Raw genomic sequence first — 25,065 nt, 5'->3', positions numbered from 1 at the left:
CTCAGTACACCGAGTCCCGCTGGTCGGGCACCACGCTGCCGTCAGCGCGCCGGACCGGCGCCGCGGTGCCGTCGGGCTCGGTGTACCCGGTGCTGGCGCACGGGTACGGGTCGGCCTTCTGCTTCTTCGGCTGGAGGAACATCGGGTTGACGATCCAGCGGCCGTCGCTGTTGTCGTACGCGCGGCACATCAGCTCGTTCTTGTTGCGGTTCAGGACAAGGCGCAGGGCGGTGGCATCGCGTAGGAAGGTGATGTCGGTGTCGGAGTCGCCGGCCGCGAACACCTGTCGTTTGCCTGCGGGTTGGAGCTTCTCGGCGGCGGGCCCCTCGACTCCGAAGATCTCCTGGTTGATCCAGCAACGCTTCCCGTCGATGTACGTGATCATCGCGTCGTCGCCGTCCTCGACCGTGCCGCAGCCCTGGAGGTGCTCGGTGAGCCGGCCGTGCGCGGTGACGTTGCGGATGCCGATGGCGTGCGAGGCCTTGATGCCGACGCCGCGCGCCCAGACGTCGACGACGGGCTCGGGCGAGGCGGAGGCGATCCATACGTCGAAGCCGGCCTTCTTCAACGTACGGATGAGGTCGCGCTGTTGGTCGTAGTAGCGCACCCAGCCGGTCACCTTGCCGGTGCCGACCTGCTGCTCCGCGCCGATCGGGGCGGCCAGGTTCTCTTGCCTGGCCTGTGCCGCGAATCCCTTGACCTGCGTCGGGGTCCAGCCCTGCAGGAGCTGGGCGAGCCAGGCGTACTGGGGCTCCATGCGGCGGTGGTCGAAGCCTGCGAAGGCCGTCTCGCCGGTGGTGGTCTCGCCTTCGGCGTAGACGGCGAGGATTTCGTCGGCGCAGGGCACGTCCGTGCTGGTGGGCAGGGTGCGTGCGGCCTGGGCACAGGCCTTGCCCAGGGCGTCGGCGGCTTCCGCGGTGAGGTAGCGGCTGGTGCGCTTCCAGTCGCCTGCGGGTGGGGTGCGGAGCTTGTCGTTGCGGAGCAGCCAGTACATCGTGGCGTCGCCGACGTCATTCTTGATGACGGTGTTGTCCCAGTCGAAGACGGCCACGGGCTTGCCGCCCTTGCGCGGGGTCTTGCCGCACTTGCCGTACTCGGCTATCAGCTCGTCGAGTTGGGCCTTGTTCTTGCCGTACCAGCCCTGGTCGATGGTGAGTGTGGGGCACGGGTCGTCCGGCTTGGCGTCGGCTGCCTGGGCCGTGGCGAGGATGCCTGCGGCGAAGGCGAGCGCGGTGGCTGCGGCGAGCCAGTAACGCTTGGGTCTCATGGGGTTCTCCTAATGATTTGTCCCCCACCCCGCCCCTTCCCGTAAGGCTGCGCCGCCTTCCGCCCTGCGGGCGGTGTCCTCAAACGCCGGACGGGCTGATTCATCAGCCATGAATCAGCCCGTCCGGCGTTTGAGGACATCAGTGACCGTCGTTGAAGCCGGCGGCAGCCTTTCGGGAAGGGGCGGGGTGGGGAATGAATGGACCTAGACCGGCGTGACGTACGCGCCCGCGATGCCGCCGTCCACCAGGAAGTCCGTCGCATTCACGAACGAGGAGTCGTCGCTCGCCAGGAAAGCTACGGCAGCGGCGATCTCGTCCGCCTCGGCGAACCGTCCGACCGGAATGTGGACCAGGCGCCGAGCGGCACGCTCAGGGTCCTTCGCGAAGAGTTCCTGCAGGAGCGGGGTGTTGACCGGCCCCGGGCACAACGCGTTGACCCGGATGCCCTCGCGGGCGAACTGCACGCCCAGCTCACGCGACATCGCGAGCACCCCGCCCTTGGACGCCGTGTACGAGATCTGAGAGGTCGCCGCACCCATCCGCGCCACGAACGACGCCGTGTTGATGATGGAGCCCCGCCCCTGCGAGCGCATGTAGGGGATGGCCGCCTTGCAGCACAGGTACACAGACGTGAGGTTGACCTCCTGGACGCGCTTCCACGCCTCCAGGCCCGTCTCCAGGATGGAGTCGTCGTCGGGCGGCGAGATGCCCGCGTTGTTGAAGGCGATGTCGACGCTGCCGTAGGTGTCGTACGCGGTCTTGAAGAGCGCCTCGACCTGCTCCTGGTCGGTGACGTCGACCTTCACGAAGGTGCCGCCGACCTCCTCCGCGGCCGCCTTGCCCGCGGTGTCGTCGATGTCGCCGCAGACGACGTTCGCGCCCTCGGAGGCGAGGCGTCGCGCGGTGGCCAGGCCGATGCCGCTGCCGGCTCCGGTGATGACGGCGGTGCGGCCGACGAGGCGGCGGCAAACGTTCTGTTCGGTCATGACTGGCTCAGGCCTCCGTGCTGATGAAGACGTTCTTGGTTTCGGTGAAGGCGGCGAGGGCGTCGGGGCCGAGCTCACGGCCCAGACCCGACTGCTTGTAGCCGCCGAAGGGGGTCCAATAGCGCACGCTGGAGTGCGAGTTGACGGACAGGTTGCCCGCCGCCACCGCACCCGAGACGCGCAGCGCACGGCCGACGTCACGGGTCCAGATGGAGCCCGAGAGGCCGTACGGGGTCGCGTTGGCCAGGCGTACCGCGTCCTCCTCGTCCCGGAAGGGCAGCAGCACCGCGACCGGGCCGAAGATCTCCTCGACCGCCGCGGGGCTGTCCGGCGCCTCGCCGGTGAGCACGGTCGGCGGGAACCAGAAGCCGGGTCCGTCCGGGGCTTCGCCCCGGATGGCGGGGGCGTCGTCCGGCACGAACTCGCGTACCCGGTCGAGCTGTTGGCGGGAGATGAGCGGGCCCATCTGGGTCTTCTCGTCCGCCGGGTCGCCCACGACGACCGCGCGCACCGCCTCGGCGAGGAGCGCGCTGTACTCCTCGTACACCGATTCCTGTACGAGGATCCGGGTGCGGGCGCAGCAGTCCTGCCCGGAGTTGTCGAGGAAGGCGAACGGGTCGGCGGCCTTCACCAGATCCGCGTCGGCGAAGACGACGTTCGGGCTCTTGCCGCCGAGCTCCAGGGTGACGGGCTTGACCTGCGCGGCGCAGCGCTCCATCACCTCACGCCCGGTGCGGGTCGAACCGGTGAAGACGACCTTCGCGACGGACGGGTGGTCGACCAGGGCGCGGCCCGCGACGCTCCCGAGCCCCGGGAGGACCTGGAAGAGATGCTCGGGAAGCCCTGCCTCCAGGGCGAGTTCGGCCAGCCGGAGCGCGGTGAGCGGGGTCGTCTCGGCCGGCTTCAGGACGACCGCGTTGCCCGCGGCGAGTGCGGGCGCGAAGCCCCAGGCCGCGATGGGCATCGGGAAGTTCCAGGGGGCGATCACACCGACCACGCCGAGGGGTTCCCGGAAGGTGACGTTCCAGCCGCCCGGGACCGGGATCTGCGCGCCGTTGATGCGTTCGGCTCCCCCGGCCGCGTACAGCAGGAGATCCCGTACGTTGCCGACCTCCCAGCGGGCATTGCCGATGAGGTGTCCGGCCTCGCGGACTTCCAGCGCGGCCAGTTCCTCGACGTGGGCGTCGACCGTGTCGGCGAAGCGGCGCAGGAGCCGGGCCCGGTCGGCGGGGGCCGTGCGCGCCCAGGTCTCCTGGACGGCGACGGCCCGCGCCACCGCCCGGTCGACCTCGCCCGCGTCGGCGGCGGGAACGGTCGCGACGACCTCCTCGGTCGCCGGGTTCAGTACCTTGAGCAAAGCGTTCCTCACATGCGTTCGAAGGAGCGGCGGAGCTCCCAGTCGGTCACCGCGGCGTCGAAGGCGTCCAGTTCGACCCGCGCCATGTTGCGGTAGTGCGCGACCACTTCGGCACCGAAGGCGGCCTTGGCGATGGGGCTGTTCTCCCAGAGCTCGGCGGCCTCGCGCAGGGTGGTGGGGACGTGCTCGTACTCGGCGGTGTAGGCGTTGCCCTCGCAGACCTCGGGGAGTTCGAGCTTGTGCTCTATGCCGTACAGGCCCGCGGCCACCAGACCCGCGACCGCGAGGTGCGGGTTGACGTCGCCGCCGGGGAGCCGGTTCTCGAAGCGCATCGAGCGGCCGTGGCCGACGACGCGCAGCGAACAGGTCCGGTTGTCGTAGCCCCAGGCGACGGCGGTCGGGGCGAAGGAGCCGGGCTGGAACCGCTTGTACGAGTTGATGTTGGGGGCGTAGAGGAGCGAGAAGTCCCTGAGCGCCGCCAGTTGTCCGGCGAGGAAGTGCCGCATCACCGGGGACATGCCGCCCGGGTCGTCGTGCGAGCCCGCCATGACGTTGGTGCCGTCGGCGTCGGCGAGCGAGAGGTGGATGTGGCAGGAGTTGCCCTCGCGCTCGTTGTACTTCGCCATGAAGGTGAGCGAGACGCCCTCCTGGGCGGCGATCTCCTTGGAGCCCGTCTTGTAGATGGCGTGCTGGTCGCAGGTGACGAGGGCCTCGTCGTACTTGAAGGCGATCTCGTGCTGGCCGGGGTTGCACTCGCCCTTGGCGGACTCGACGGTGAGGCCGGCGGCGCCCATCTCGTTGCGGATGCGGCGCAGCAGGGGCTCGATGCGGCCGGTGCCGAGGACGGAGTAGTCGATGTTGTACTGGTTGGCCGGGATCAGATCGCGGTAGTTGCGGTCCCAGGCCTCCTCGTACGAGTCCTTGAACACGATGAACTCGAGCTCGGTCCCCACCATCGCCGCGTAGCCGAGCTCGGCGAGGCGCTCCAGTTGGCGGCGCAGGATCTGCCGGGGCGCGGCGACCACGGGTGAGCCGTCGTTCCAGGCGAGGTCCGCGATCAGCATCGCGGTGCCCTCGTTCCAGGGGACGCGGCGCAGCGTGGTCAGGTCGGGGCGCATGGCGAAGTCGCCGTAGCCGCGGTCCCAGCTGGACATCTCGTAGCCGTCGACGGTGTTCATGTCGGCGTCCACGGCGAGCAGGTAGTTGCAGCCCTCGGTGCCGTGCTCGAGGACCTCGTCGAGGAAGAACGGGGCGGCGAACCGCTTGCCCTGCAACCGCCCCTGCATGTCGGGGAAGGCCAGGACGACTGTGTCGATCTCACCGCTCGCGACGAGGGCACGCAGCTCCTCGACGCCCAGCGGGGCTGTGCGGTCTGCCACGGGGAATCCTCCTAAGGCGGTCCGGAGGCCATAAGGTATTGCCGCAGACCATTCCTTGGGAAGGGGGAATCGCGGCATGGCGACAGTTGAGGGTGTCGAAGGTTCCGGCGACGTCGGCCGTCTGACGCAGGTGCTGCGCCCCGTGCGCGCCGGGAACGGCTTCGAGGAGGCCCTGGAACAGATCCTCCAGGTGGTGCGGCTCGGCCTGGTGCCGGCCGGTGAACGGCTGCCCGCGGAGCGGGAGTTGGCGGAGCAGCTGGGCATCAGCCGGGTGACGCTGCGCGAAGTGCTCAAGGTGCTGCAGGACCAGGGTCTGGTGGAGAGCAGGCGCGGCCGGTACGGCGGAACGTTCGTGCGCGTACGGGCCGAGGTGCCCGGCGAGGACGAGTTGCGGCGCCGCCTCGAAGGGGTGGATCTGGAGGACGTGCTGCGCTTCCGCGACGTGCTCGAAGGCGGCGCGGCCGAACTGTGCGCGGCCCAGGGCCTCGACTCCGACCAGCAGGAACGCCTCCTCGCGGCGCTCGCCGCGACCCAGGACGCACCGCTCGGCGACTACCGCCGCCGGGACACGCTGTTCCATCTCACGCTCGCGGAACTGGCCGGTTCCCCGACACTGACCTCGCAGTACGCGGCCGTCCGGGCCAAGGTGAACGACCTGCTCGACTGCATCCCGCTGCTCGTACGCAACTTGGAGCACTCCCAGCAACAGCACGCCGCGCTCGTCGACGCCGTCCTGGAGGGCGACCCGGACGCGGCACGGGCGGCGATGCGGGAGCACTGCGCGGGGACGGCGGCGCTGCTGCGGGGATTCCTGGCATAGCCCGGCATCCCCGGCTCGCAACCGGTGGCCGTAACTCGAAAGTAACGCACGGGTCTTGCCTTACCGCCGCCCGCACCGCAAAGGTATGGCTCCATTCCATTGAACCGTCGGCTGACGCGGGAGCCCCTGCCATGACGCAAGCACGACCGGAAAGCAGCAAGCCCGGCGGACCACCCGGCGGCCCCGGGGACGACTATCTGGAGAAGCGCGCGCTGCGGCGCGGCAGTGCGGGCTGGCTGCTGCTCACGGGCCTCGGCGTCGCGTATGTCGTCTCCGGCGACTTCTCCGGCTGGAACTTCGGCCTGAAGGAGGGCGGTTTCGGCGGGCTCGCGATCGCGACCGTCCTCATGGGCGTCATGTACGTCTGCATGGTCTTCTCGCTCGCCGAGCTGTCCTCGATCCTGCCCACGGCGGGCGGCGGCTACGGCTTCGCACGGCGCGCGCTCGGCCCCTGGGGCGGCTTCCTCACCGGCACCGCGATCCTCATCGAGTACGTCCTCGCGCCCGCCGCGATCTCCATCTTCATCGGCGGCTACGTCGAATCGCTCGGCCTGTTCGGCCTGACATCGGGCTGGCCGGTCTATCTCGTCTGCTTCGTCCTCTTCATCGGCATCCACCTGTGGGGCGTCGGCGAGGCGCTGCGCTTCAGCTTCCTCGTGACGGGCATCGCGGTGGCGGCGCTGCTCATCTTCGCGGTCGGCGCGGTCACCGAGTTCGACGCTTCCTCACTCAACGACATCAAGGTCGACACCGGCGCATTCGGCTCCAATTCCTGGCTGCCGTACGGGGTATTGGGCATCTGGGCGGCGTTCCCGTTCGGCATGTGGTTCTTCCTCGGCGTCGAGGGGGTGCCGCTCGCGGCCGAGGAGACCCGGGATCCGGTCCGTACGCTGCCCAAGGCGATCCGCTGGTCCATGGCGATCCTCGTGGTGCTCGCGGTGCTGACCCTCTTCATCTCGGCCGGCGCGCGCGGCTCCGAGGCCATCAAGGCGGCGGACAACCCGCTGGTCGAGGCGCTGCAGCCGGACGGCAAGGCGACGGGCCTCAGCCGCGTCATCAACTACGCCGGGCTCGCAGGCCTGGTGGCCTCGTTCTTCTCCCTCATCTTCGCCGGTTCGCGCCAGCTGTTCGCGCTCTCCCGGGCGGGCTACCTCCCCCGCTTCCTCTCCCTGACCAGCCGCCGCAAGGCGCCCTACCTGGGCCTCATCGTGCCCGGCGCCATCGGTTTCGCGCTCGCCGCGTCGACCGGTGACGGGGCGCTCATGCTGAACGTCGCGGTCTTCGGCGCGACCATTTCGTACGCCCTGATGTCCCTGTCACACATCGTGCTGCGCCGCCGCGAACCGGGCCTGGAGCGGCCGTACCGTACTCCGGGCGGCATCATCACTTCCTCGATCGCGCTGGTCCTGGCGTGCTCGGCGCTGGTGGCGACCTTCCTGGTCGACGTGAAGGCCGCCGTCATCGCGCTGTGCGTGTACGTGGTGGCGATCGCCTACTTCGGGTTCTACAGCCGCAAGCACTTGGTGGCGAAGGCACCGGAGGAGGAGTTCGCGGCACTCGCCGCGGCCGAGGCAGAGCTGGAACGCAACTAACCCCGGTAAGGAGCAGCACGTGGTGGGCAGGCCGCTGATCGGTGTCAGTACGTACCTCGAATCCGAGGTCGGCTGGGGCGTGTGGCGGCTGCCCGCCGCGCTGCTTCCGGCCGGGTATCCCCGGCTCGTGCAGGCGGCGGGGGGCATCGCGGCCATGCTGCCGCCGGACGATCCGTCGTACGCCGCGTCGGTGGTCGCCCGCCTCGACGCCGTGGTCGTCGCGGGCGGTCCGGATGTCGAGCCGGTACGGTACGACGCCGCGCCCGACCCGCGCACCGGGCCGCCGGCGCGCGAACGCGACACCTGGGAACTCGCCCTGATCCGGGCGGCGTTGGAGTCGGGCACCCCGCTGCTCGGCATCTGCCGCGGCATGCAGCTCCTCAACGTCGCGCTCGGCGGCACCCTGGTCCAGCACCTCGACGGCCACATCGGCCCGGACGGCCAGAAGGGCGCCTTCGGCGCCCACCCGGTCAAGCCGGTGCCCGGCACCCGCTACGCCTCGATCGTCCCGTCCGAGGACACCGTGCCGACCTACCACCACCAAGCCGTCGACCGACTCGGCGAGGGCCTGGCGGCGTGCGCGTACGCCGCGGACGGCACGGTGGAGGCAATCGAACTCCCCGGCGACGACTGGGTGTTGGGCGTGCAGTGGCATCCGGAGATGGGCCAGGACCTACGGGTCATGCAAGCGCTGGTCCGAGCCGCTTCCTGAGCCAGTCGAGGGCGGTCACGCCCTGGGCGCCCTGAAAGGCCCGCACGGTCGGCAGGCCCGGCGGTGCGGGCTGCCGGGACTGCCGTACGAAGTAGCCGGCCAGCGCGGCCAGGGTCACCGTCACGGCATCCGGGTCCGCTCCTTCGGCCAGCGGGTGCACGGCGAACAGGGCCTCCGGGTCGGGGCCGCCCTGGGCGCGCACGCACGGCAGCATCGCGAGCAGGTCGAACCAGGGCGTCGCCCGCATGGCATGCGGCCAGTCCACGAAGACGACGCGGCCGTCGTCGGTGAGCAGCATGTTGTCGGCCCGCAGATCGCCGTGCGCCAGGGTGTCCCCGGCCGTCGCGTCCGGCCAGCCGGCGGCGAGTTCGGCCAGCGCCGGCAGGTTGCGGCGGGTCCAGGGGTCGAGCCCGGCTCCGTCGTCCCCGGCGTCGAGCATGCGCTGCCAGCCGCCGAACGCCCCGGCGAGACGCTCAACTGCGTGCGGGGCGGGCAATGGCGACGGGGTGAGCGCCCGCCCGAGCCCGGCCACCGCATCGAGCACTCTGCGCAACTCATCACTCTGCCAAGGCATTTGAGGCTGGCGACCCGCCACGTCCTCGAAGGCGAGGGCGACCCAGGTGCCGTCGTCGTGACTGCCGAGGAACGCCGGGGCGGGAACGCTCTCCGGCAGCGCGGCGGCGTTGCGGGCCTCGGCGCGGTGCATGTGCGGGCTCTGCGCGTTGGCCTCGGCGCTCACCGCCTTGACGAAGACCCGCCGCCCGTCCGCGAGCCGCAGCCGCGCCGCGACGCCGGGCGAGAATCCGCCGCTCTGCGTGACCGCTTCCACGACGGGCGCGCCGACCAACTCGACGACGGCGTCCCTGACAGAGGCGGGAAGGTCCTCCCACGGGGCGCGTGCGCCGGTCGCGGGCGGGATCACCTGGGCCGGTGTCTCGGGGCTGGGGCGGGGTCGGGGCATGCCCCGATCCTGCACGCGCGCGTACGGTGTGGGCCACCGGTTTCCCGAGGGCAGGAAGGGCGGACGCGGCATGGCCGAGCTGCGCGCGGCACGCGAAGGTGATCACGGGGCGATCGTCGGCCGCGTACAGGAGTGGTGGGGTGACTCGCGGACTCCGGACGAGGCGCGGGCGCTGTCGCTGCTGCTGCCCCGGCTGTTCCTGCAGTGCTTCGCGGGCACCAGTCTGGTCCTCGAAGGCGAACGCGGGCCGGACGGGGCGCGGATCGAGGCCTTCCTGGTCGGGTTCCACTCGGCCGACCGGGCGGACGAGGCGTACATCCACTTCGTGGGCGTGGATCCCGCCCTGCGCGGGCAGGGGGTGGGGCGGCGGCTGTACGGCGCGTTCTTCGCGCGGGCGGCCGCGGCGGGACGGACCCGGGTGCGGGCGATCACGTCGCCGGGGAATGCGGGGTCGATCGCCTTCCACCGGTCCCTGGGGTTCCTCCTGGAGCCGGGCGACCGCGAGGCCGACGGCGTACCGGTGCACAGCGACCACGACGGGCCGGGTGAGGACCGCGTCTGCTTCCGCAAGGAGCTGACCTGCTGAAACCCGGCTCATGAACCCCGCCCATAAACCCCGTTTATGACCTCATAAACGAGTCTCCCGTGGTGCGGGCGGTGCAACGGAGAGACCTTTGAGTCATGGCCTCCACCCACGCGCACACCCCCGCACGCATCAAGCTGCAGACCCTCGAGGACCGGGCCTCCGCCGCCGCCATGTCCGTGCGGCACCTGGGCCCCAACTGGTACGCCTCCGTCATGGGCACGGCGATCATCGCGAACGCCGGTGCCACGCTCCCGGTGCACGTTCCGGGGCTGCGTACCGCGTGCACGGTGGTCTGGGCCCTGTCGGGGCTGATGCTCCTCGCCCTGCTCTCGGCGCGGGCCGTGCACTGGGTGCGCCACCGCGACCAGGCCAAGGCGCATCTGGACGACCCGGCCGTCGCCCCGTTCTACGGCTGTCTGTCGATGGCCCTGCTCGCGGTCGGTGCCGGCACCATGCTCGTGGGCCAGGACTGGATCGGGCTGCGCGCGGCGATCGCCGTGGACGCCGTGCTCTTCACCGCGGGCACCCTGGTGGGTCTGGTCGCCGCCGTCGCGATCCCGTACCTGATGGTCGTGAAGCACGAGGTCAAACCCGGTGACGCCTCCCCCGTGTGGCTGCTTCCGGTGGTCGCCCCGATGGTGTCCGCCGCCGTCGGTCCCCTGCTCGTCCCCCACCTTCCCGCCGGGCAGTGGCAGCAGACCATGGTGCTCGCGTGCGTCGCGATGTTCGGTCTGAGCCTGATGGCGACCCTGGTGATGCTGCCGCTGATCTTCGCCCGTCTGGTCACCGGTCCCGCGCTGCCGCTCCCCCTCACCCCCACCCTGTTCCTGGTCCTCGGCCCCCTGGGTCAGTCGACCACCGCGGCCAACAAGTTCGCCGACGTCGCCCCCACCGCGATCCAGGCCCCCTACGCCCAGAGCTTCACCGCCTTCGCGGTGCTCTACGGGGTGCCGGTGATGGGCTTCGCCCTGATGTGGCTCGCCCTCGCGGGTGCGATGGTGCGCCGGGCGCGGAAGAACGGCATGGGCTTCGCGATGACCTGGTGGGCGTTCACCTTCCCCGTCGGCACCTGCGTCACGGGCGCGGAGGGGCTGGCCGCGCACACCGGTCTCGTGGCCTTCAAGTGGCTGGCGGTCGCGCTGTTCGTGTTCCTGGTCGGGGCCTGGGCGGTGGCGGGCGTGCAGACGCTGCGCGGGCTGGTCAGCGGACGGTTGCTCGCGGCGCCCGCGCCCGCACCTCGCTGAGCCGGCTCCGGCTCCGGCTCACCCCAGCGCCGCGCCGAGCACCTGGGGCGCCTGCGCCAACGACGGCCCGTACCACGTCAGATGGCGCCCGCTCAGCAACGCGCAGCGCACCCCGGGAAAGGCCTCCGGGCCGTCGTCCACGGTGAAGCGGTAGGGCTCGTCGGGCAGCACGACCAGATCCGGGCCGGCCGCCCGCAGCTCGTCCAGGGCGATGCGCGGATACCGCTCGGGATGCGACGCGTATACGTTGTCCACGCCGAGCCGCGCCAGCAGATCGCCCGCGAAGGTGTCGCGGCCGAGCACCATCCAGGGCTTGCGCCAGATCGGCACGATCGCCTGCCGACGCGCTGCCGGGGGCGGGGCCGGAAGGTCCCGCCAGGCCGCCTCGGCCTCGGCCAGCCACTGCGGACGGGCGAGCCGGCAGCCGCGTACGAGAACGCGCTCCAGTTCGCGGAAGGCGTCCGGCAGCGTCCGGATCTCGGTGACCAGGACGTCCAGGCCGGCGGCGCGCAGCGCGGCGAGGTCGGGTTCCCGGTTCTCCTCCTCGTTGGCGATCACCAGATCGGGGGCGAGGGCGATGATGCGGGCGACGTCGGGGTTCTTGGTGCCACCTACACGGGGGACGTCGAGCTCCGCCGGATGGCTGCACCAGTCGGTGACCCCGGCGAGGAGGTCGGGCGCACTGGCCGCCACCGCCTCGGTGAGCGACGGGACCAGCGAGACGACCTTCACTCCGGCTCGGCCTTGATGTGCTCGGCGACCGCCACGATCAGCACGCGGGTGTCGGGCACGGCGGCCCGCCAGCGGTGGCGCACTCCGCCGGACAGGAACAGCGAGTCGCCACGCGCCAGGCGGTAGGCGGTGCCGTCCGCCTCGACCTCGACGGCGCCTTCGGCGACGTACATCAACTCGTCGTTGCGGTGCTGGAATTCACGGCCCGAGTCGTGGTCGCCGAGGAACTCCAGGGCGTGCAGCTGGTGCTGGCCCTTGATGAGGTTCCTGGTGCCCGGCGGGTTGTCCGAGTGGTCGGCGCGCACCACCTCGACGATACGCTCGGCGTCCGCGGCGGAGAGCAGCTCGACGGCGGTGGTGCCGAGGGCGTCGGCCACGCGCTCCAGGGAGTTGCTGCTGGGCCGCGCGCGTTCGTTCTCGATCTGGCTCAGGAAGGGCACGGACAGGCCGCTGCGCCCGGAGACCGCGGCGAGCGTCAGGCTCAGCGCCCGGCGGCGGCGCCGGATGGCCACGCCGACCCGGACGGATTCCTTGTCGTCCATGCTCAGGTCCCCCCTTATGTGCGTGCCGTTGCGATGAGTGTTGTCTGCACCCTACGCAAGGCGGGGCGTCCGCGCCCTGTCAACTGCTCTGCTGCCCGATTGCCCGATCGGGGCAGCCGGTGAACGTGAATCGGAGCAAAGTCCTGTGCGGATGGGTCCGAACGCGACCTAGCCGCGCAACGTGCGCCAGTACAAGAGCTGCCCCGCCTCGCCCGGTGCCGAACCCTCGCTGGGCACGAACACGCTCATGAGCAGGGCGGGTTGGCCGTCCGGTGCGGCGATGAGGGTGGCGGACGGGTTGGCGAAGGCCTGGCTGCCGCCGTGGGTGCGGATGCCGAGGCGGTCGGCGGTGCCGTGCTCGGCGTCGTACACATAGGTGCGCCAGGTGCCGAAGTCGCCGCGCCGGCCCTGGCCCTCGATGAGGAGCAGATCGCTCCCGTCCAGGCGGACCGGATCGCGGCCACCTATGTTGCCGGTGTTGCCGTGGACCAGCAGGGCGCGGTCGAGGGCATGGTCGGGAGCGGCCTGCCAGGTCCTGAAGTCGGTGAGCGTGGCGCGGAGTTGGCGGTCGCGGACGCAGCCGTCCTTGTAGTGGCCGGTGAGCTCGACGGTCCCGTCGTGGACCGCTGTCACGGTGGGGGTGCCCTCGGCGCAGCGCGAGAGGGTGCGGGGCGCGTCGTACGCGCGGGTGGCACGGCCCGCGAGGAGGGCGTCGAGGTCGCGGTAGCCGCGTACGGCTATGTGGTTGTTCGGGTCCTTCTCGTACGCGAGCACATAGCCGCCGCCCGGCTCGCGGGCCAGGGACGCCTGGTGGGTGCCGGGGCCGAAGTCGTGGCGGCGGGTCCAGTGCAGCAGGTCGTCGGAGGTGGCGACGGCCGCGTGGAAGCGTCCGTCGGCGAGGAGCGAGTGGTAGACCGCGAGATAGCTGCCGTCCGGCGCCTGCGTGATCTTCGCGGCGTCCATGGTGCGGCCGGTGTCGTCGGCCGCCGCGTAGAGGTGTCCGTCGGCCTCTCGTACGTCCCCGGCGAGTGCGGCGACGCGGGCCGCCACGGAGGGGGCCGCTTCGGCGCTGCCGATCGGGCCGAGGGCGAGCAGCAGGGCGAGGACGAGCGTGGCCGCGGCGCCTTGGCGCGCGGGCCGTGGCTGAGCAGACACAGACCGTATTTCCGAAGAGCAAGGAGCGGGGCGACATCACGCGAGGAGCGGGCGCGGGGACGCAAGGGGGGCTCTGTCGAGCGTAAGGAAGAGGTGAAGGGATCCGGAAAGGACTGAGGGGTGGGCTTCACCACAGGTCGAAGGACCTGCGGGTGAAGCCCACCCCTCAAAGGGTGTCGACCGGGATCAGCCGGTGACCGGCGCGATCTTGTCGATCACATCCGGGTTGGCGTCCATCCAACGCCGCGCGGACTCCTTCTCCTTGCCCGCACCGCCCTTCTGGACCTCCACCTCGAGCGAGGCCAGCTGCTCCTCGGTGAGCTTGAAGTTCTTCAGCCAGCCGTTGAACTCCGGGAAGTCCTTGGCGAAGTCCTTCTTGCCCACCGTGTGGATCAGGTCGCCCTTGCCCCAGGCGCCCTTGTCGTCCTTGAGCTTCTTCAGGTCGTACTTGCCGTACGCCCAGTGCGGCGACCAGAGCGTCACCACGACCGGCTCCTTCTTCTGGATCGAGCGGTCGAGCTCGGCCAGCATCGAGGAGGTGGACGAGGAGACGACCTCGTACTCGCCGTCCAGGCCGTACTCCTTGAGGACCTTCTCGTTCAGGGTCTTCATCATTCCGGCACTGGCCTCAATGCCGATGATCTTGCCCTTGAACTGCTTGCCCTTGCCCTTGAGGTCGGCGAGGGAGTTGATGTCCTTCATGTACGAGGGCACCGTGAGTTCGAGCGAGGTCGGCCCGTACCAGGAGCCCACATCGGTGAGCTGGTCCTTGTACTGGTCCCAGTACTCCTTGTGCGTGTTCGGCAGCCAGGAGTCGAACTGGACGTCCATCTGGCCCTGGGCGAGCGCCGTGTAGAGCGGGCCCGGGTCGAGCTGCTTGACGTTGGGCTTGTAGCCGCGGTCCTCCAGGATGTTGTCCCAGAGGTAGGTCGTGGCGATGGCTTCGTCCCACGGGAAGTACCCGAGGTTCACGGCCTTGCCCGCGTCCTTGCCCTGCTTCTTGGCGCCGCCGGGGACCGGGGCGAGCTTGTCGGCAAGGCCAGGGTTCTTCTTGAGCCAGGCGCGGACGCCGTCCTGCTCCTTGCCCTCGCCGGCCGCCTTGATCTCGTTCTCCAGGCTGGTCAGCTGCTTCTCGTCGAGCTTGAAGTCCTTCAGCCACTTCGCGACGGTCGGGTCCTTCTTGGAGAAGCCCTTGTGCGCGACGGTGTGGATCTGCTCGCCCTTGCCCCAGGCACCCTTCGGGTCCTTGAGCTTCTTCAGGTCGTTCTTGCCGTAGACCCAGTGCGGGGACCAGAGCGTGACGACGACCGGTTCCTTCTTGGCGATCGACTTGTTCAGCTCGGCGAGCATTGAGGAGGTGCTGGACGAGACGACCTTGTACTCGCCCTCCAGGCCGTACTCCTTGAGGACCTTCTCGTTGAGGGTCTTCATCATTCCGGCGCCGGACTCAATGCCGATGATCTTGCCGTTGAACTCCTTGCCCCTGCCCTTGAGGTCGGCCAGGGAGTCGATGCCCTTGACGTACGAGGGCACCGTCAGCTCGAGGGAGGTCGGCCCGTACCAGGAGCCGAGGTCCTCGAGGTCGGCGGCGTTCTTGTCCCAGTAGTCCTTGTGCGTGGTGGGCAGCCAGGAGTCGGTCTGGAAGTCGATGTCGCCGCGGGCCACGCCGGAGTAGAGCGGGCCGGGGTCGAGCTGCTTGACGTCGGTGGTGTAGCCGCGCTGCTCCAGGAGCTCCTTCCAGAGGTACGTGGACGCGATGCCCTCGTCCCACGGGATGTAGCCCATGTTGATCTGCTTGCCCTTGCCGACGTCGGTGCCGGCGGCGGCGCTGCTGTCGTTGGACTGCGCGAAGTTCATGCCGCCCGCGATCAGCGCGAGGACCACCACGCCGACGCCCGCGACGGCGGTGGCCGGCTTGTAGTGCAGGAACTTCAGGCGCCCGGCGGCGGCCGCGGCCTTGGCGGCGGCGCGCCGGCCCAGCGGGGAGACCCGCAGGTTGAGGGCGCCGGTCATGCGGTCCAGGTACATGGCAAGGATGACCACGGCGATACCGCTCTCGGCGGCGAGGCCGACCTTGAGCTGGGTGATCGCGGAGTAGACCTGCTCACCGAGGCCGCCGGCGCCGGCCATGCCGCCGATGACGACCATGGAGAGCGCGAGCATGATGACCTGGTTGACGCCCGCCATGATGGTGGGCAGCGCGAGCGGCAGCTGCAGCTTCATCAGGGTGTGCCGCGGGGTGGTGCCGAACGCCTCGGCGGCCTCGACCAGTTCACCGTCGACCTGACGGATGCCGAGCTCGGTCATGCGCACGCCGGGCGGCATCGCGAAGACGATGGTGGCGATGATGCCGGGCGTGACGCCGACGCCGAAGAACATGACGCCGGGGATCAGGTACACGAACGCCGGCATGGTCTGCATGACGTCCAGGACGGGACGTACGACGGAGGAGACGCGCTTGCTCCGCGCGGCCCAGATGCCGAGCGGCACCGCGATCACCAGCGTGATCACCGCGGCGACCGTGACCAGCGACAGCGTGGCCATCGCCTGGTCCCACAGCTCGAGCGAGTCGATCAGGGCGAAGCCCACGAAGGCCAGCACGCCGGGGAGCAATCCGCGCAGCCAGACGGCGACGACCGCGAAGATGCCCGCGATCAGGAGCGGGTGACCGCTGCTGAGCACGGCGTCGACGGCGTCGTACATGCCGCTGAGCACCGAGTTGATGACGTCGAACAGCCAGTTGAGGTGGTTCTGGAGCCACTTGACCCCGGTCTCCACCCAGGAGCCGAATTCGATCCTAGGCATCGGTCTTCACCGCCTCGGCGTCGCTGCGCTGGGCCGGGACGGCGTCCTCCGGGGAGGCGTCGGTCTCTGCCTGTACGTCGCTGTCGTCGAGCTGCGCCTCGTCGGAGAGGGCCGCGAGCATGCTGTCGCGCTGGACGACGCCGATCAGGTCGCCGCCCTCGTCGGTGACGGCGATCTCGGCGACGCCGTCCTCGGCGAACGACGCGAACAGGTCGACCACCGGGGTCTCGGCGGTGACGGAGGCGGGTTCCTCGCCGTCCTTGGTGGTGTCCAGCTCGTCGCCGGCCGCCTTCTCCATGATCGAGCCGGCGGTGAGCACCCGGGCGCGGTCGACGTCCTCGACGAAGCGGCGCACGTAGTCATTGGCCGGGCGGACGAGGATGTCCTCGCCGGTGCCGGTCTGGACGATGCGGCCGTCGCGCATGACGGCGATCTGGTCGCCCAGGCGCATGGCCTCGTTGAGGTCGTGGGTGATGAAGACGATGGTCTTCTTCAGGGTCTTCTGCAGTTCGAGGAGCTGGTCCTGCATGTCGCGGCGGATCAGCGGGTCGAGCGCGCTGAAGGACTCGTCCATGAGGAGCAGGTCGGCGTCGGTGGCGAGCGCGCGGGCCAGGCCCACGCGCTGCTGCATGCCGCCGGACAGCTCGTCGGGCCAGGACTTCTCCCAGCCCTTGAGGCCGCACAGCTCCAGGGCCTCGGTGGCCCGCTTCAGGCGCTCGGCCTTGGGCACGCCCTGGACCTCGAGGCCGTAGGCGGCGTTCTCGAGGACGCTGCGGTGCGGGAAGAGCGCGAAGTGCTGGAAGACCATGCTGATCTTCTTGGAGCGGACCTCGCGCAGGTCACGGGCGCTGAGGTGGGTGATGTCCTCACCGTCGAACAGAACGCGGCCCGCGGTCGGCTCGAGGAGCCCGTTGAGCATGCGCAGGAGCGTCGACTTTCCGGAGCCGGACAGACCCATGACGACGAAGATCTCACCTGGCTCCACGGTGAACGAGGCGTCGATCACCGCGGCCGTGGTGCCTTCGGCGCGCAGCTCGTCGCGGTCGGCGCCGCCTTCGAGCTTGCGTACCGCGTCATCGGGTCGTCTGCCGAACACCTTGTACAGGTGCTCCGCCTGGAGCCTGGACATAGAACCTCTCGGGTTGGACGTGCAACGGCCCGCCTCCCCCGCCGGCGGGCCGTGGAGTGACACGGGTTCGGCCCGTTTGCCCGCGTTCGTACTGCTTCGGGCTCACTCCAGTCCGCCACCTTTCCAGATTTACCCGGAACAAGCGAAAAAGTGTTCTAGTTCACAATGGGCCGCACATCTTCCCAATACGCGGCGTTTACACCGCTGTCGAGCTCTGTCAGTGCGGTGCGGCATGATGCCGGGTGTGACGCAGCAAACTCGACGGCTCATGCTTCTGGACACCGCCTCCCTCTACTACCGGGCCTATTTCGGGGTCCCGGACTCGATCAAGGGACCGGACGGCACACCGATCAACGCGGTGCGCGGTCTGCTCGACTTCATCGACCGCCTGGTGAAGGACCACCGGCCGGACGAACTGGTGGCCTGCTGGGACAACGACTGGCGCCCCCAGTGGCGGGTGGACCTGATCCCCTCGTACAAGGCGCACCGGGTCGCCGAGGAGGTCGAGGACGGACCGGACGCGGAGGAGACGCCGGACACGCTCTCGCCTCAGGTGCCGATCATCGAGGACGTCCTGGACGCGCTCGGCATCGCCCGCATCGGGGCGGACGGCTACGAGGCGGACGACGTCATCGGCACGCTCACGCACCAGGCCCGCGGCCCGGTCGACATCGTCACCGGCGACCGGGACCTCTACCAGCTGGTCGACGACAAGCGCGGCATCCGCATCCTCTACCCCCTCAAGGGCGTGGCCTCCCTGCAGCTCACGGACGAGGCGTGGCTGCGGGAGAAGTACGCGGTGGACGGGCCCGGCTATGTGGACCTGGCCCTGCTGCGCGGCGACCCGAGCGACGGGCTGCCGGGCGTGCCGGGCATCGGCGAGAAGACGGCGGCCAAGCTGCTGGACCAGTACGGCGATCTGGCCGGGATCATGGCGGCGGTCGACGACCCCGGGTCGAAGCTGACGCCGTCGCAGCGCCGACGGCTCGACGAGTCACGGGCGTACGTCGCCGTGGCACCGAAGGTCGTCCGGGTCGCCACCGATGTACCGGTGCCGGACGTCGACTTCGCCCTCCCCCACGAGCCGTTGGACCCGGCGGCAGTCGAGGAGCTGGCGGCGCGGTGGGGTCTTGGCGGATCGCTGAAGCGGCTGCTGACCACCCTGCAGGGCTGAGGCAGCGACTCCCCGTCGGATCCGCGCAGGCTCGCGGCCAACTCGAGATCCGCTCCAGATCCGCTCAAGGTCTCTGTCAATTCTCTGTCAGCTTCCTGCCGGACCGGGCCTCCGGCCTCCATACTTCACCTACGAAGTGTTAGCTTAGGTATACCTAAGTACGCCGTGGTCAGGGGAGGCCCCAGTGGCAGAACGTCCGGCTCGCAAGGCACCGCAGATGTATGTCGCCCAGGTGATCCGCACCGAACGGCTCACCCCGCACATGCAGCGCGTGGTGCTCGGCGGCGAGGGCCTTGCCGAGTTCAGCGCGGGCAGCTGCACGGACCACTACATCAAGCTGCTGTTCCCGGCCGAGGGCGTGACCTACCCGGAGCCGTTCGACATCCAGCAGATCCGTGCCGACTTCCCGCGCGACCAGTGGCCCGTGACGCGTACGTACACGGTGCGCGGCTGGGACCCCGAACTGCGCGAACTGGCCGTCGACTTCGTGGTGCACGGCGACGCGGGCCTGGCCGGTCCGTGGGCCGCCGCGGTGCAGCCGGGCGAGACGGTCCGCTTCCTCGGCCCGGGCGGCGGTTACGCCCCCGAGGCCGACGCCGACTGGCATCTCCTGGCCGGCGACGAGAGCGCCCTGCCCGCGATCGCGGCCTCGCTGGAGCGGCTCCCGGCCGGCGCGAAGGCACACGCCTTCGTGGAGGTCGAGGGCCTTGAGGAGGAGCAGAAGGTCACCTCGCCGGACGGCGTGGGCATCGTCTATCTGCACCGCGGCGACCGCCCGGTGGGCGAGGCCCTGTTGGAGGCCGTGCGCGGCCTGGACTTCCCGGCGGGCGACGTGCAGGCCTTCGTGCACGGCGAGGCGGGCTTCGTGAAACAGCTGCGCCACCACCTGCGGATCGAGCGCGAGATCCCGCGCGAGCGCCTGTCGATCTCCGGCTACTGGCGGCTCGGCCACAACGAGGACGGCTGGCAGTCGTCCAAGCGTGAGTGGAACGCCCAGGTGGAGGCGGAGCAGGAGGCGTCCCCCGCCGCATAGCGCGAGGAGGCGGCCACCCTTTCCGGGCGGCCGCCTCCTACGGCTGCGTACGGTCGACTCCGCAGCGGTTACACCGACTTCTGGTACGAGCGGAACGTCCGGGTCGACAGCCACACCGAGGCGACCGTCAGGGCGAGCAGCCCGCCGCCCCGGCTGAGCACATCGCCCCAGGCCGGGCTGTCGGACATGGCCGAACGGCCCGCGACCATCGCCCAGTTGACCGGGTTCCAGTCGGCTATCGCCTGCATCCAGCCGGGCATCTGCGCCGGCGCCATGAACGCGGACGACAGGAAGGTCAGCGGCAGCATCAGGAACGTATTGATGCCGATGATCGACTCGCGCTGGCGCACCAGCATGCCCATGGCGTTGGACAGTGCCCCGAAGATCGCGCCGAGGAGCACCGAGGCGACGATCAGGATCGCCAACCCGCCGATGCCGCCCGGGTAGTCGGCACCGCCGAGCTTGCCGAGCAGCACGATGATCACGGACTGCAGGGCAGTGCTGACGCCGTTCTGCACGACGTTCGCGTTCATCAGTGCGCCCCGGCTGACGGGCGTGGTGAGGAAGCGGTTGAGGGTGCCGCGCTCGATCTCCTCCAGCGTGCCCATCCCGGCCCACATCGAGGAGTTGAGCGCGCTCATCACGACGATGCCCGGCACCAGGTAGTCCAGATACGTGGTGGTCCCGAAGCCGCCGAGCTCGACGACCTTCTTGAAGAGGTTGCCGAACAGGAACAGCCAGATCGCGGGCTGGATGAGCATCATCACGAGGTACGCGGGCTGCCGGACGACCGCCATCAGCTGGCGCTGCGTCAAGTACCAGTTCTGCGCGAGGACATGGGCCTTGTGCGGCGCGCGCCCCGCTGTCTCCTGCTGCGTCGTGAGTACGTCGCCACTCATCGGGCACCTCCGGCGGTGGCGAGCTCGGCACTGTCGAAGGAGTCGGCCGCTTCGGCCTCGGCGAACCGGCGTCCCGCATAGCGCAGATAGACGTCGTCGAGCGAGGGCCGGGCCACGGTGGCCGCGGCGACCTGGACGCCGGCCCGCTCCAGGGCCCCGAGCAGCGCGGGCACGGCGGCCGCGCCGTCCTGCGCCCGGACGCTGATCCGGCGCCCGTCGAGCTGCACCTCGTACACACCGGGCAGCTCGTTCAAGGCGTCCTCGAGGAGGGTGCGGCCGGCCTCGCCGACGGACCCCCGCAGCTCCAAGTGGACGGCGTCTCCCCGCAGTTCACCCTTCAGGGCATCCGGGGTTCCCTCGACGACGACACGGCCGCGGTCGACGATAGCGATGCGTTCGGCGAGCCGGTCGGCCTCTTCGAGGTAGTGGGTGGTGAGCAGGATGGTGAGCCCCTCGTCCCCGGCGAGCCGGGCGATCTCGTCCCACATGGCGGTACGCGCCTCGGGGTCGAGCCCGGTCGTCGGCTCGTCGAGGAACAGCACCTCGGGCCGGTGGACGAGGCCGAGCGCCACGTCGAGGCGGCGCTGCATCCCGCCGGAGTAGCCCTTGACCTGCCTCTTCGCGGCATCAACCAGGTCGAAGCGGTCGAGCAGTTCGTCGACGCGGCGGGTCAGCTCCCGGCCGCGCAGGCCGTACAGCCTGCCCTGCAGCGTGAGGTTCTCAGCTCCGGTGGCGACGGGGTCGGCCCCGGACTTCTGGGCCACGACGCCGATGGCGCGGCGCACCCGGTCGGGGTGGCGCAGGGCGTCGTGCCCGGCGACGGTGGCGGTGCCGCTGTCGGGCCGGGCCAGGGTGGTGAGGATCTTGACGGTGGTGGACTTGCCGGCGCCGTTCGGGCCGAGCAGGCCGAAGACCGTGCCGGGCTCGACGGTGAGGGACATGCCGCTGAGCGCGGTGACATCCCCGGGATAGGTCTTGATCAGGTCGCGTGCCTCGACTGCGGGCGCCTGTGCGGCGCGCGTCGCGGGCGCGACGGAACTCGTGCGTGAGCTCATGACGGTGCTCTCCTGTGAGCGGGGGTGATCGGTCATCGGTGATGCCGAACCGTCCTCGCGCGAGAGCGCCGGGCTATCCTTGGTGTGCCGCACCTCGATCGCCTGGCCCTGCTTCACCGCGGGTCCGGTCCGGGGTTCGAAGACCCTGGCGGGGCTGTTCCAGCAGCACCGCCGGGGTCTTTCTTGTGCCTCTGGCTACATTTCGGGATCCACGCCTTCTTCAGGTCCTTCCAAGTCGCCTTCCAAGTCCCTGAATTCCGGCGGGACTTCCCCGGTCTCATGGAAGGTGCGCCACCCCTGCACGCCGTCGAGCGTGCCGTCCTCGACCTCCTTGAGGAAGCCGCGGACCCAGGCGATCTCCGCGTCCAGCATGTGCAGCTGGTGCTCGACCTCCACGAGGAAGAGCCGTGGCAGCGTCTCGAGCAGCTTCTCGAGCCCACCGCGCCCACGGGCCGCCTGCACTTCCAGCGCGGACAGCCGCTCGGTGAGCAGCCGGACCACCTCGTCGGGGTGGATGACCCCCATGTCCGCGAGCGCCGTCCCGAAGATCGGGTACTCGCGGGCCGGCACGGCCAGCAGGTCGGACAGCCACTCGACCATCTCCTGCCGGCCGGCGTCGGTGATCCCGTACAGGGTGCGCTCCGGCCGGTTGCCCTGCCGCTGCACGCCTGTGACCTCGACGAAGCCATGCTTTTCGAGGTTCTGCACGACGGTGTAGAGCGAGCCGTAATTGATCTTCGTGCTCGCGTCCTTGCCGCGACTGCGCAGGGTCTGCGCGATCTCGTACGGATGCATCGGCTTCTCGGTGAGCTGCACCAGCACGGTCAGGGCCAGCGGGTTGCCCAGCTTGCGCCGCTTGGCCGCCATCGAGCTCACCTCACTTCGTATCCGAATATCCGTAGACGAACATATCGCGAGATCGCGCGAGACGTCAATACACGATGTATCGCGAATATCGAGGGCGGCGGGAGGGCAGGGCAACCCGTGGCGCGCTCAGGTCAGCCGTCAGCCGCCAGCCCGTGAGGTCGTGAGGTCGTGACCTCGTCAGCCCGCCCCCGCCCCGTGAGCCCCGTACAGCGCCATGAACACCGACTCGGCCTCGAATCCCAACCTCCGCCAGTAGTCCTGGACTTCGGGCGCTCCGATGCAGGCGTACACCCCTATCGAGCGCACCCCGGACCGCCACAGATGGGCGACGGCCGCCCTGGCCAGGCTCTGCCCGATGCCACGGCCACGCCACTCGGGCACCACGTACAGGCACTCGATCTCGCCCTCCGGCGGCGGGAGCAGCCCGTCGCCCTGGTCGATCGTGCCGCTCGTGTATCCGACGATGCGTCCGGCCTCGCCGCATGCGTCCTCGATGCGTCCGCCGGCGCGTCCCTCGACTGCCACGAGGCAGAACGCCAGGTGGTGCCAGGCACAGGACGCGAGCATGCGGCCGATGCGCTCCTCGCCTCCGGGCGGCAGCGGTCCGCCGTCCGGCATCTCCTGCGCCATGCGGTTCCAGAGCGCGGCCACCTCGGGCCCCTCGTGCTCCTCGATCCGCCTGATCCGCGCGGGTGTTGTGGTCATTTCCGGTCTCCTCGGTCCCGACTCCGGTGGCGCGTACGCGCTTTTCAGCAGTGCGTACGTCCTTCGCTGCGGCGGTTCACCGAGCGGGAGGCGCCCTGGAGCGGGGCCGACCGGTGGGCTGCTGTCAGAGTCAACCGGGCATGTTCCTACGCTAGCCGGATGGAGCGCATGGAACGAGTGGTCGGAACCGTCGTCGGTTCGGCGGTCGGCGACGCCCTGGGAGCACCCTTCGAGTTCGGCCTCGCCGGGGACTATTCACAGCGATTCCCGGACGGGGCGGGCGAGATGTGCGGGTGAGTGGCGGCTGGGGGCTGGGAGTCCCCCACCCCGCCCTTTCCCGAGATTCTGCGAAGCCTTCCGCCCTTCGGCGGTGTCCTCAAACGCCGGACGGGCTGATGAAATCAGCCCGTCCGGCGTTTGAGGACAATCCTTTGAAGCCGGCAGCAGCCTTTCGGGAAGGGGCGGGGTGGGGAAAGTCCGTGCAGGGTGGAGACGGAGCGCCATGGGCGTACCACTCGAGGGGCAAACGAACAGCTCCGCGCCACCGAACATCGCTTCGGACGGGACCGCGGTCCTCCATGGGCTGGGGCCGGGCCCCGCTGAACCGCAGGATCCCCTGACCCTGACCACCGCGGCGGCAGCGCTGCCCGAGGCCCCCTCTCACCGGGCACGCCGGGCCACCTTCGCAGAGACGTCGCACCTGGACCACGCGACAGACTTCAACGGCGCGGTCTGGCCCTGCCTAGGCTCCGCCCTCTGGGCGCTGCGTACGACACGTACGTACGAGGAAGCCCTCTCCGCCGCCATCGACCTGGGCGGCGACACGGACACCGTGGCCGCGGTGACCGGCGGCCTCGCCGGCGCGGTCCACGGTGCCGGCGCGATCCCCGCTCGCTGGACGGAGCCCTTGCACCTGCCTCTGCCCGGCTTCGGCGACCGGGTACTGCGACACGCGGAACTGACCGCCCTGGCCAGGGCGCTGGCAGCGGCCGACCCGGACGCATCCGGGTCCTGATCGCCGCCCGGGGGCACTTCGCGCCTCGCATTCAGGTCGACCTGGGCAGGCACGCCACCCCAAGCCTCGTACCCTTGACCCCGATGCCCCGACGCAAGCCCCGGATCCCGCCCTCTCCCCTGCCGCAGCGGCAGGGGATCGATCCCGTACACCTCAAGCTCCCGCTCGACGGCGACTGGGCGACCGTGGGTGATCATCTTCGGGACCGGCTGTCGGTGCCCGCGGAGGTCCTCGAGGCGATGCTGCTCGGCGGCGAGATCGTCACGGCGGACGGGTCGCCGGTGGCGCCGGACACGCCCTACGCGCCCGGCGCCCACCTGTGGTTCCACCGGGAACTGCGGCCCGAGGTGCCCGTGCCGTTCGCGATCGACGTCGTGTACCGGGACGAGCATCTGCTGGTCGTCGACAAGCCGCACTTCCTCGCCACCATGCCCCGCGGCAGCCACGTCGCCGAGACCGCGCTGGCCCGGCTGCGGCGGGATCTCGGCATCCCCGAACTGGGGCCCGCACACCGGCTCGACCGGCTCACTGCCGGACTGGTGATGTTCACGGTGCGACGCACCGATCGTGGCGCGTATCAGTCGCTGTTCAGCGACCGGCGGGTGCACAAGGAGTACGAGGCGGTGGCGGCGTACGAGCCGACGCTCGCCCTCCCCGTCACCGTATGCAGCCGCATCGAGAAGGTACGCGGTGTGATCGCCGCGTACGAGATCCCCGGCGAGCCGAACAGCGAGAGCCGCGTCGAGCTCGTCGAGCACCGCGCCGGGCTCGGCCGCTACCGTCTGCTCCCCCGCACCGGCCGCACCCACCAGCTGCGCGTGCACATGAATGCCCTGGGCGTCCCGATCCTCGGCGACCCCGTCTACCCCGACGTCGCCGACCCCGCACCCGACGACTTCTCCCGGCCGCTCCAACTCCTCGCCCGTTCCCTGGAGTTCAGGGACCCGGTCACCGGCATCGAGCACCGTTTCGCCAGCCGGCGCACTCTGCAGGCCTGGTCGTCGTACGAGCAGTGGGCGGGCCCCACGGCCGCCTGAAGCCGGCCGGGC

At 70.2% G+C, this 25,065-nt stretch carries 24 protein-coding genes; 10 read left to right on the top strand and 14 right to left on the bottom strand.

Going from position 1 to position 25,065, the window contains the following annotated elements; genetic code table 11:
- Position 1: 1 nt before the first annotated feature.
- From OG430_RS38885 to OG430_RS38870, 4 genes are all read right to left on the bottom strand, one after another.
- Positions 2-1,267 carry an HAD family hydrolase gene (locus OG430_RS38885; RefSeq protein ID WP_327357358.1) on the bottom strand — a complete coding sequence of 422 codons (1,266 nt, stop codon included), beginning with the start codon at positions 1,265-1,267 and terminating at the stop codon, positions 2-4.
- Positions 1,268-1,471: 204 nt separating this feature from the next.
- On the bottom strand, positions 1,472-2,254 hold the full coding sequence (locus OG430_RS38880) for a 3-oxoacyl-ACP reductase (RefSeq protein ID WP_327357357.1): 783 nt from the start codon (positions 2,252-2,254) through the stop codon (positions 1,472-1,474).
- A gap of 7 nt (positions 2,255-2,261) precedes the next feature.
- Positions 2,262-3,611 carry an aldehyde dehydrogenase family protein gene (locus OG430_RS38875; protein WP_327357356.1) on the bottom strand — a complete coding sequence of 450 codons (1,350 nt, stop codon included), beginning with the start codon at positions 3,609-3,611 and terminating at the stop codon, positions 2,262-2,264.
- Positions 3,612-3,619: 8 nt separating this feature from the next.
- Positions 3,620-4,990 (bottom strand): glutamine synthetase family protein, encoded by a 1,371-nt coding sequence (locus OG430_RS38870; RefSeq protein WP_327357355.1) that lies wholly within the window; start codon positions 4,988-4,990, stop codon positions 3,620-3,622.
- Between the two features lie 76 nt (positions 4,991-5,066).
- Here OG430_RS38870 and OG430_RS38865 point away from each other — a divergent pair, with 76 nt between their 5' ends.
- The 3 genes from OG430_RS38865 to OG430_RS38855 all read left to right on the top strand — a co-directional run bounded on the left by OG430_RS38865 (position 5,067) and on the right by OG430_RS38855 (position 8,114).
- Positions 5,067-5,810: a FadR/GntR family transcriptional regulator gene (locus tag OG430_RS38865; protein WP_327357354.1), complete on the top strand. Its 744-nt coding sequence runs from the start codon at positions 5,067-5,069 to the stop codon at positions 5,808-5,810.
- A gap of 131 nt (positions 5,811-5,941) precedes the next feature.
- A complete protein-coding gene (gene eat, locus OG430_RS38860; protein WP_327357353.1) occupies positions 5,942-7,402 on the top strand; it encodes an ethanolamine permease in 1,461 nt (486 codons plus the stop codon).
- 19 nt (positions 7,403-7,421) lie between these two features.
- The gene (locus tag OG430_RS38855) at positions 7,422-8,114 is read left to right on the top strand and encodes a gamma-glutamyl-gamma-aminobutyrate hydrolase family protein (RefSeq protein WP_327357352.1); all 693 of its coding nucleotides are present in this window, start codon (positions 7,422-7,424) and stop codon (positions 8,112-8,114) included.
- Here the strand turns inward: OG430_RS38855 and OG430_RS38850 are convergent.
- Positions 8,083-9,075, bottom strand: a complete 993-nt coding sequence (locus OG430_RS38850; RefSeq protein WP_327357351.1) for an aminoglycoside phosphotransferase family protein — start codon at positions 9,073-9,075, stop codon at positions 8,083-8,085. The genes OG430_RS38855 and OG430_RS38850 overlap by 32 nt on opposite strands.
- 70 nt (positions 9,076-9,145) lie before the next feature.
- Between OG430_RS38850 and OG430_RS38845 the strand changes: the two genes are divergently transcribed.
- Together OG430_RS38845 and OG430_RS38840 are read left to right on the top strand one after the other, a co-directional pair.
- Positions 9,146-9,661, top strand: coding sequence for a GNAT family N-acetyltransferase (locus tag OG430_RS38845; RefSeq protein WP_327357350.1), 516 nt, complete (start codon positions 9,146-9,148; stop codon positions 9,659-9,661).
- 170 nt (positions 9,662-9,831) lie between these two features.
- Positions 9,832-10,905 carry a TDT family transporter gene (locus tag OG430_RS38840; protein WP_327359427.1) on the top strand — a complete coding sequence of 358 codons (1,074 nt, stop codon included), beginning with the start codon at positions 9,832-9,834 and terminating at the stop codon, positions 10,903-10,905.
- An 18-nt stretch (positions 10,906-10,923) separates the two neighbouring features.
- Here the strand turns inward: OG430_RS38840 and OG430_RS38835 are convergent, their stop codons facing one another.
- The 5 genes from OG430_RS38835 to OG430_RS38815 all read right to left on the bottom strand — a co-directional run bounded on the left by OG430_RS38835 (position 10,924) and on the right by OG430_RS38815 (position 17,268).
- A complete protein-coding gene (locus tag OG430_RS38835) occupies positions 10,924-11,637 on the bottom strand; it encodes a helical backbone metal receptor (RefSeq protein ID WP_327357349.1) in 714 nt (237 codons plus the stop codon).
- Positions 11,634-12,179, bottom strand: coding sequence for a helix-turn-helix domain-containing protein (locus OG430_RS38830; protein ID WP_327357347.1), 546 nt, complete (start codon positions 12,177-12,179; stop codon positions 11,634-11,636). The genes OG430_RS38835 and OG430_RS38830 overlap by 4 nt, the downstream gene beginning before the upstream one ends.
- Positions 12,180-12,347: 168 nt before the next feature.
- The gene (locus OG430_RS38825; RefSeq protein WP_327357345.1) at positions 12,348-13,334 is read right to left on the bottom strand and encodes a hypothetical protein; all 987 of its coding nucleotides are present in this window, start codon (positions 13,332-13,334) and stop codon (positions 12,348-12,350) included.
- Positions 13,335-13,520: 186 nt separating this feature from the next.
- The gene (locus OG430_RS38820; protein ID WP_327357344.1) at positions 13,521-16,139 is read right to left on the bottom strand and encodes an ABC transporter permease/substrate binding protein; all 2,619 of its coding nucleotides are present in this window, start codon (positions 16,137-16,139) and stop codon (positions 13,521-13,523) included.
- A complete protein-coding gene (locus OG430_RS38815) occupies positions 16,132-17,268 on the bottom strand; it encodes a quaternary amine ABC transporter ATP-binding protein (RefSeq protein WP_327357343.1) in 1,137 nt (378 codons plus the stop codon). The genes OG430_RS38820 and OG430_RS38815 overlap by 8 nt, the downstream gene beginning before the upstream one ends.
- Before the next feature lie 268 nt (positions 17,269-17,536).
- On the opposite strand from OG430_RS38815, the gene OG430_RS38810 reads away from it, so the two are divergent.
- Together OG430_RS38810 and OG430_RS38805 are read left to right on the top strand one after the other, a co-directional pair.
- The gene (locus tag OG430_RS38810; RefSeq protein ID WP_327357342.1) at positions 17,537-18,442 is read left to right on the top strand and encodes a 5'-3' exonuclease; all 906 of its coding nucleotides are present in this window, start codon (positions 17,537-17,539) and stop codon (positions 18,440-18,442) included.
- A 184-nt stretch (positions 18,443-18,626) separates the two neighbouring features.
- Positions 18,627-19,475 (top strand): siderophore-interacting protein, encoded by an 849-nt coding sequence (locus OG430_RS38805; protein WP_327357341.1) that lies wholly within the window; start codon positions 18,627-18,629, stop codon positions 19,473-19,475.
- A 68-nt stretch (positions 19,476-19,543) separates the two neighbouring features.
- On the opposite strand, the gene OG430_RS38800 is transcribed toward OG430_RS38805, so the two are convergent.
- The 4 genes from OG430_RS38800 to OG430_RS38785 all read right to left on the bottom strand — a co-directional run bounded on the left by OG430_RS38800 (position 19,544) and on the right by OG430_RS38785 (position 23,001).
- Positions 19,544-20,374: an ABC transporter permease gene (locus tag OG430_RS38800; protein WP_327357340.1), complete on the bottom strand. Its 831-nt coding sequence runs from the start codon at positions 20,372-20,374 to the stop codon at positions 19,544-19,546.
- On the bottom strand, positions 20,371-21,429 hold the full coding sequence (locus OG430_RS38795; protein ID WP_327357339.1) for an ATP-binding cassette domain-containing protein: 1,059 nt from the start codon (positions 21,427-21,429) through the stop codon (positions 20,371-20,373). The genes OG430_RS38800 and OG430_RS38795 overlap by 4 nt, the downstream gene beginning before the upstream one ends.
- A 195-nt stretch (positions 21,430-21,624) precedes the next feature.
- Positions 21,625-22,296, bottom strand: a complete 672-nt coding sequence (locus OG430_RS38790; RefSeq protein WP_327357338.1) for a PadR family transcriptional regulator — start codon at positions 22,294-22,296, stop codon at positions 21,625-21,627.
- A gap of 177 nt (positions 22,297-22,473) precedes the next feature.
- The gene (locus OG430_RS38785; RefSeq protein ID WP_327357337.1) at positions 22,474-23,001 is read right to left on the bottom strand and encodes a GNAT family N-acetyltransferase; all 528 of its coding nucleotides are present in this window, start codon (positions 22,999-23,001) and stop codon (positions 22,474-22,476) included.
- A gap of 159 nt (positions 23,002-23,160) precedes the next feature.
- Here OG430_RS38785 and OG430_RS38780 point away from each other — a divergent pair, with 159 nt between their 5' ends.
- The 3 genes from OG430_RS38780 (at position 23,161) to OG430_RS38770 (ending at position 25,053) form a co-directional block, all read left to right on the top strand.
- On the top strand, positions 23,161-23,298 hold the full coding sequence (locus OG430_RS38780) for a hypothetical protein (protein ID WP_442816640.1): 138 nt from the start codon (positions 23,161-23,163) through the stop codon (positions 23,296-23,298).
- Positions 23,299-23,503: 205 nt separating this feature from the next.
- Positions 23,504-24,016, top strand: a complete 513-nt coding sequence (locus OG430_RS38775; RefSeq protein ID WP_442816639.1) for an ADP-ribosylglycohydrolase family protein — start codon at positions 23,504-23,506, stop codon at positions 24,014-24,016.
- Positions 24,017-24,099: 83 nt separating this feature from the next.
- The gene (locus OG430_RS38770; protein WP_327357336.1) at positions 24,100-25,053 is read left to right on the top strand and encodes an RluA family pseudouridine synthase; all 954 of its coding nucleotides are present in this window, start codon (positions 24,100-24,102) and stop codon (positions 25,051-25,053) included.
- The last annotated feature ends 12 nt before the right edge of the window (positions 25,054-25,065 follow it).

The sequence above is a fragment of the Streptomyces sp. NBC_01304 genome, from assembly GCF_035975855.1.
GTDB lineage: Bacteria > Actinomycetota > Actinomycetes > Streptomycetales > Streptomycetaceae > Streptomyces.
Note: the sequence above shows the minus strand (reverse complement) of the source record. Positions and strands in the feature narration are given on the sequence as shown.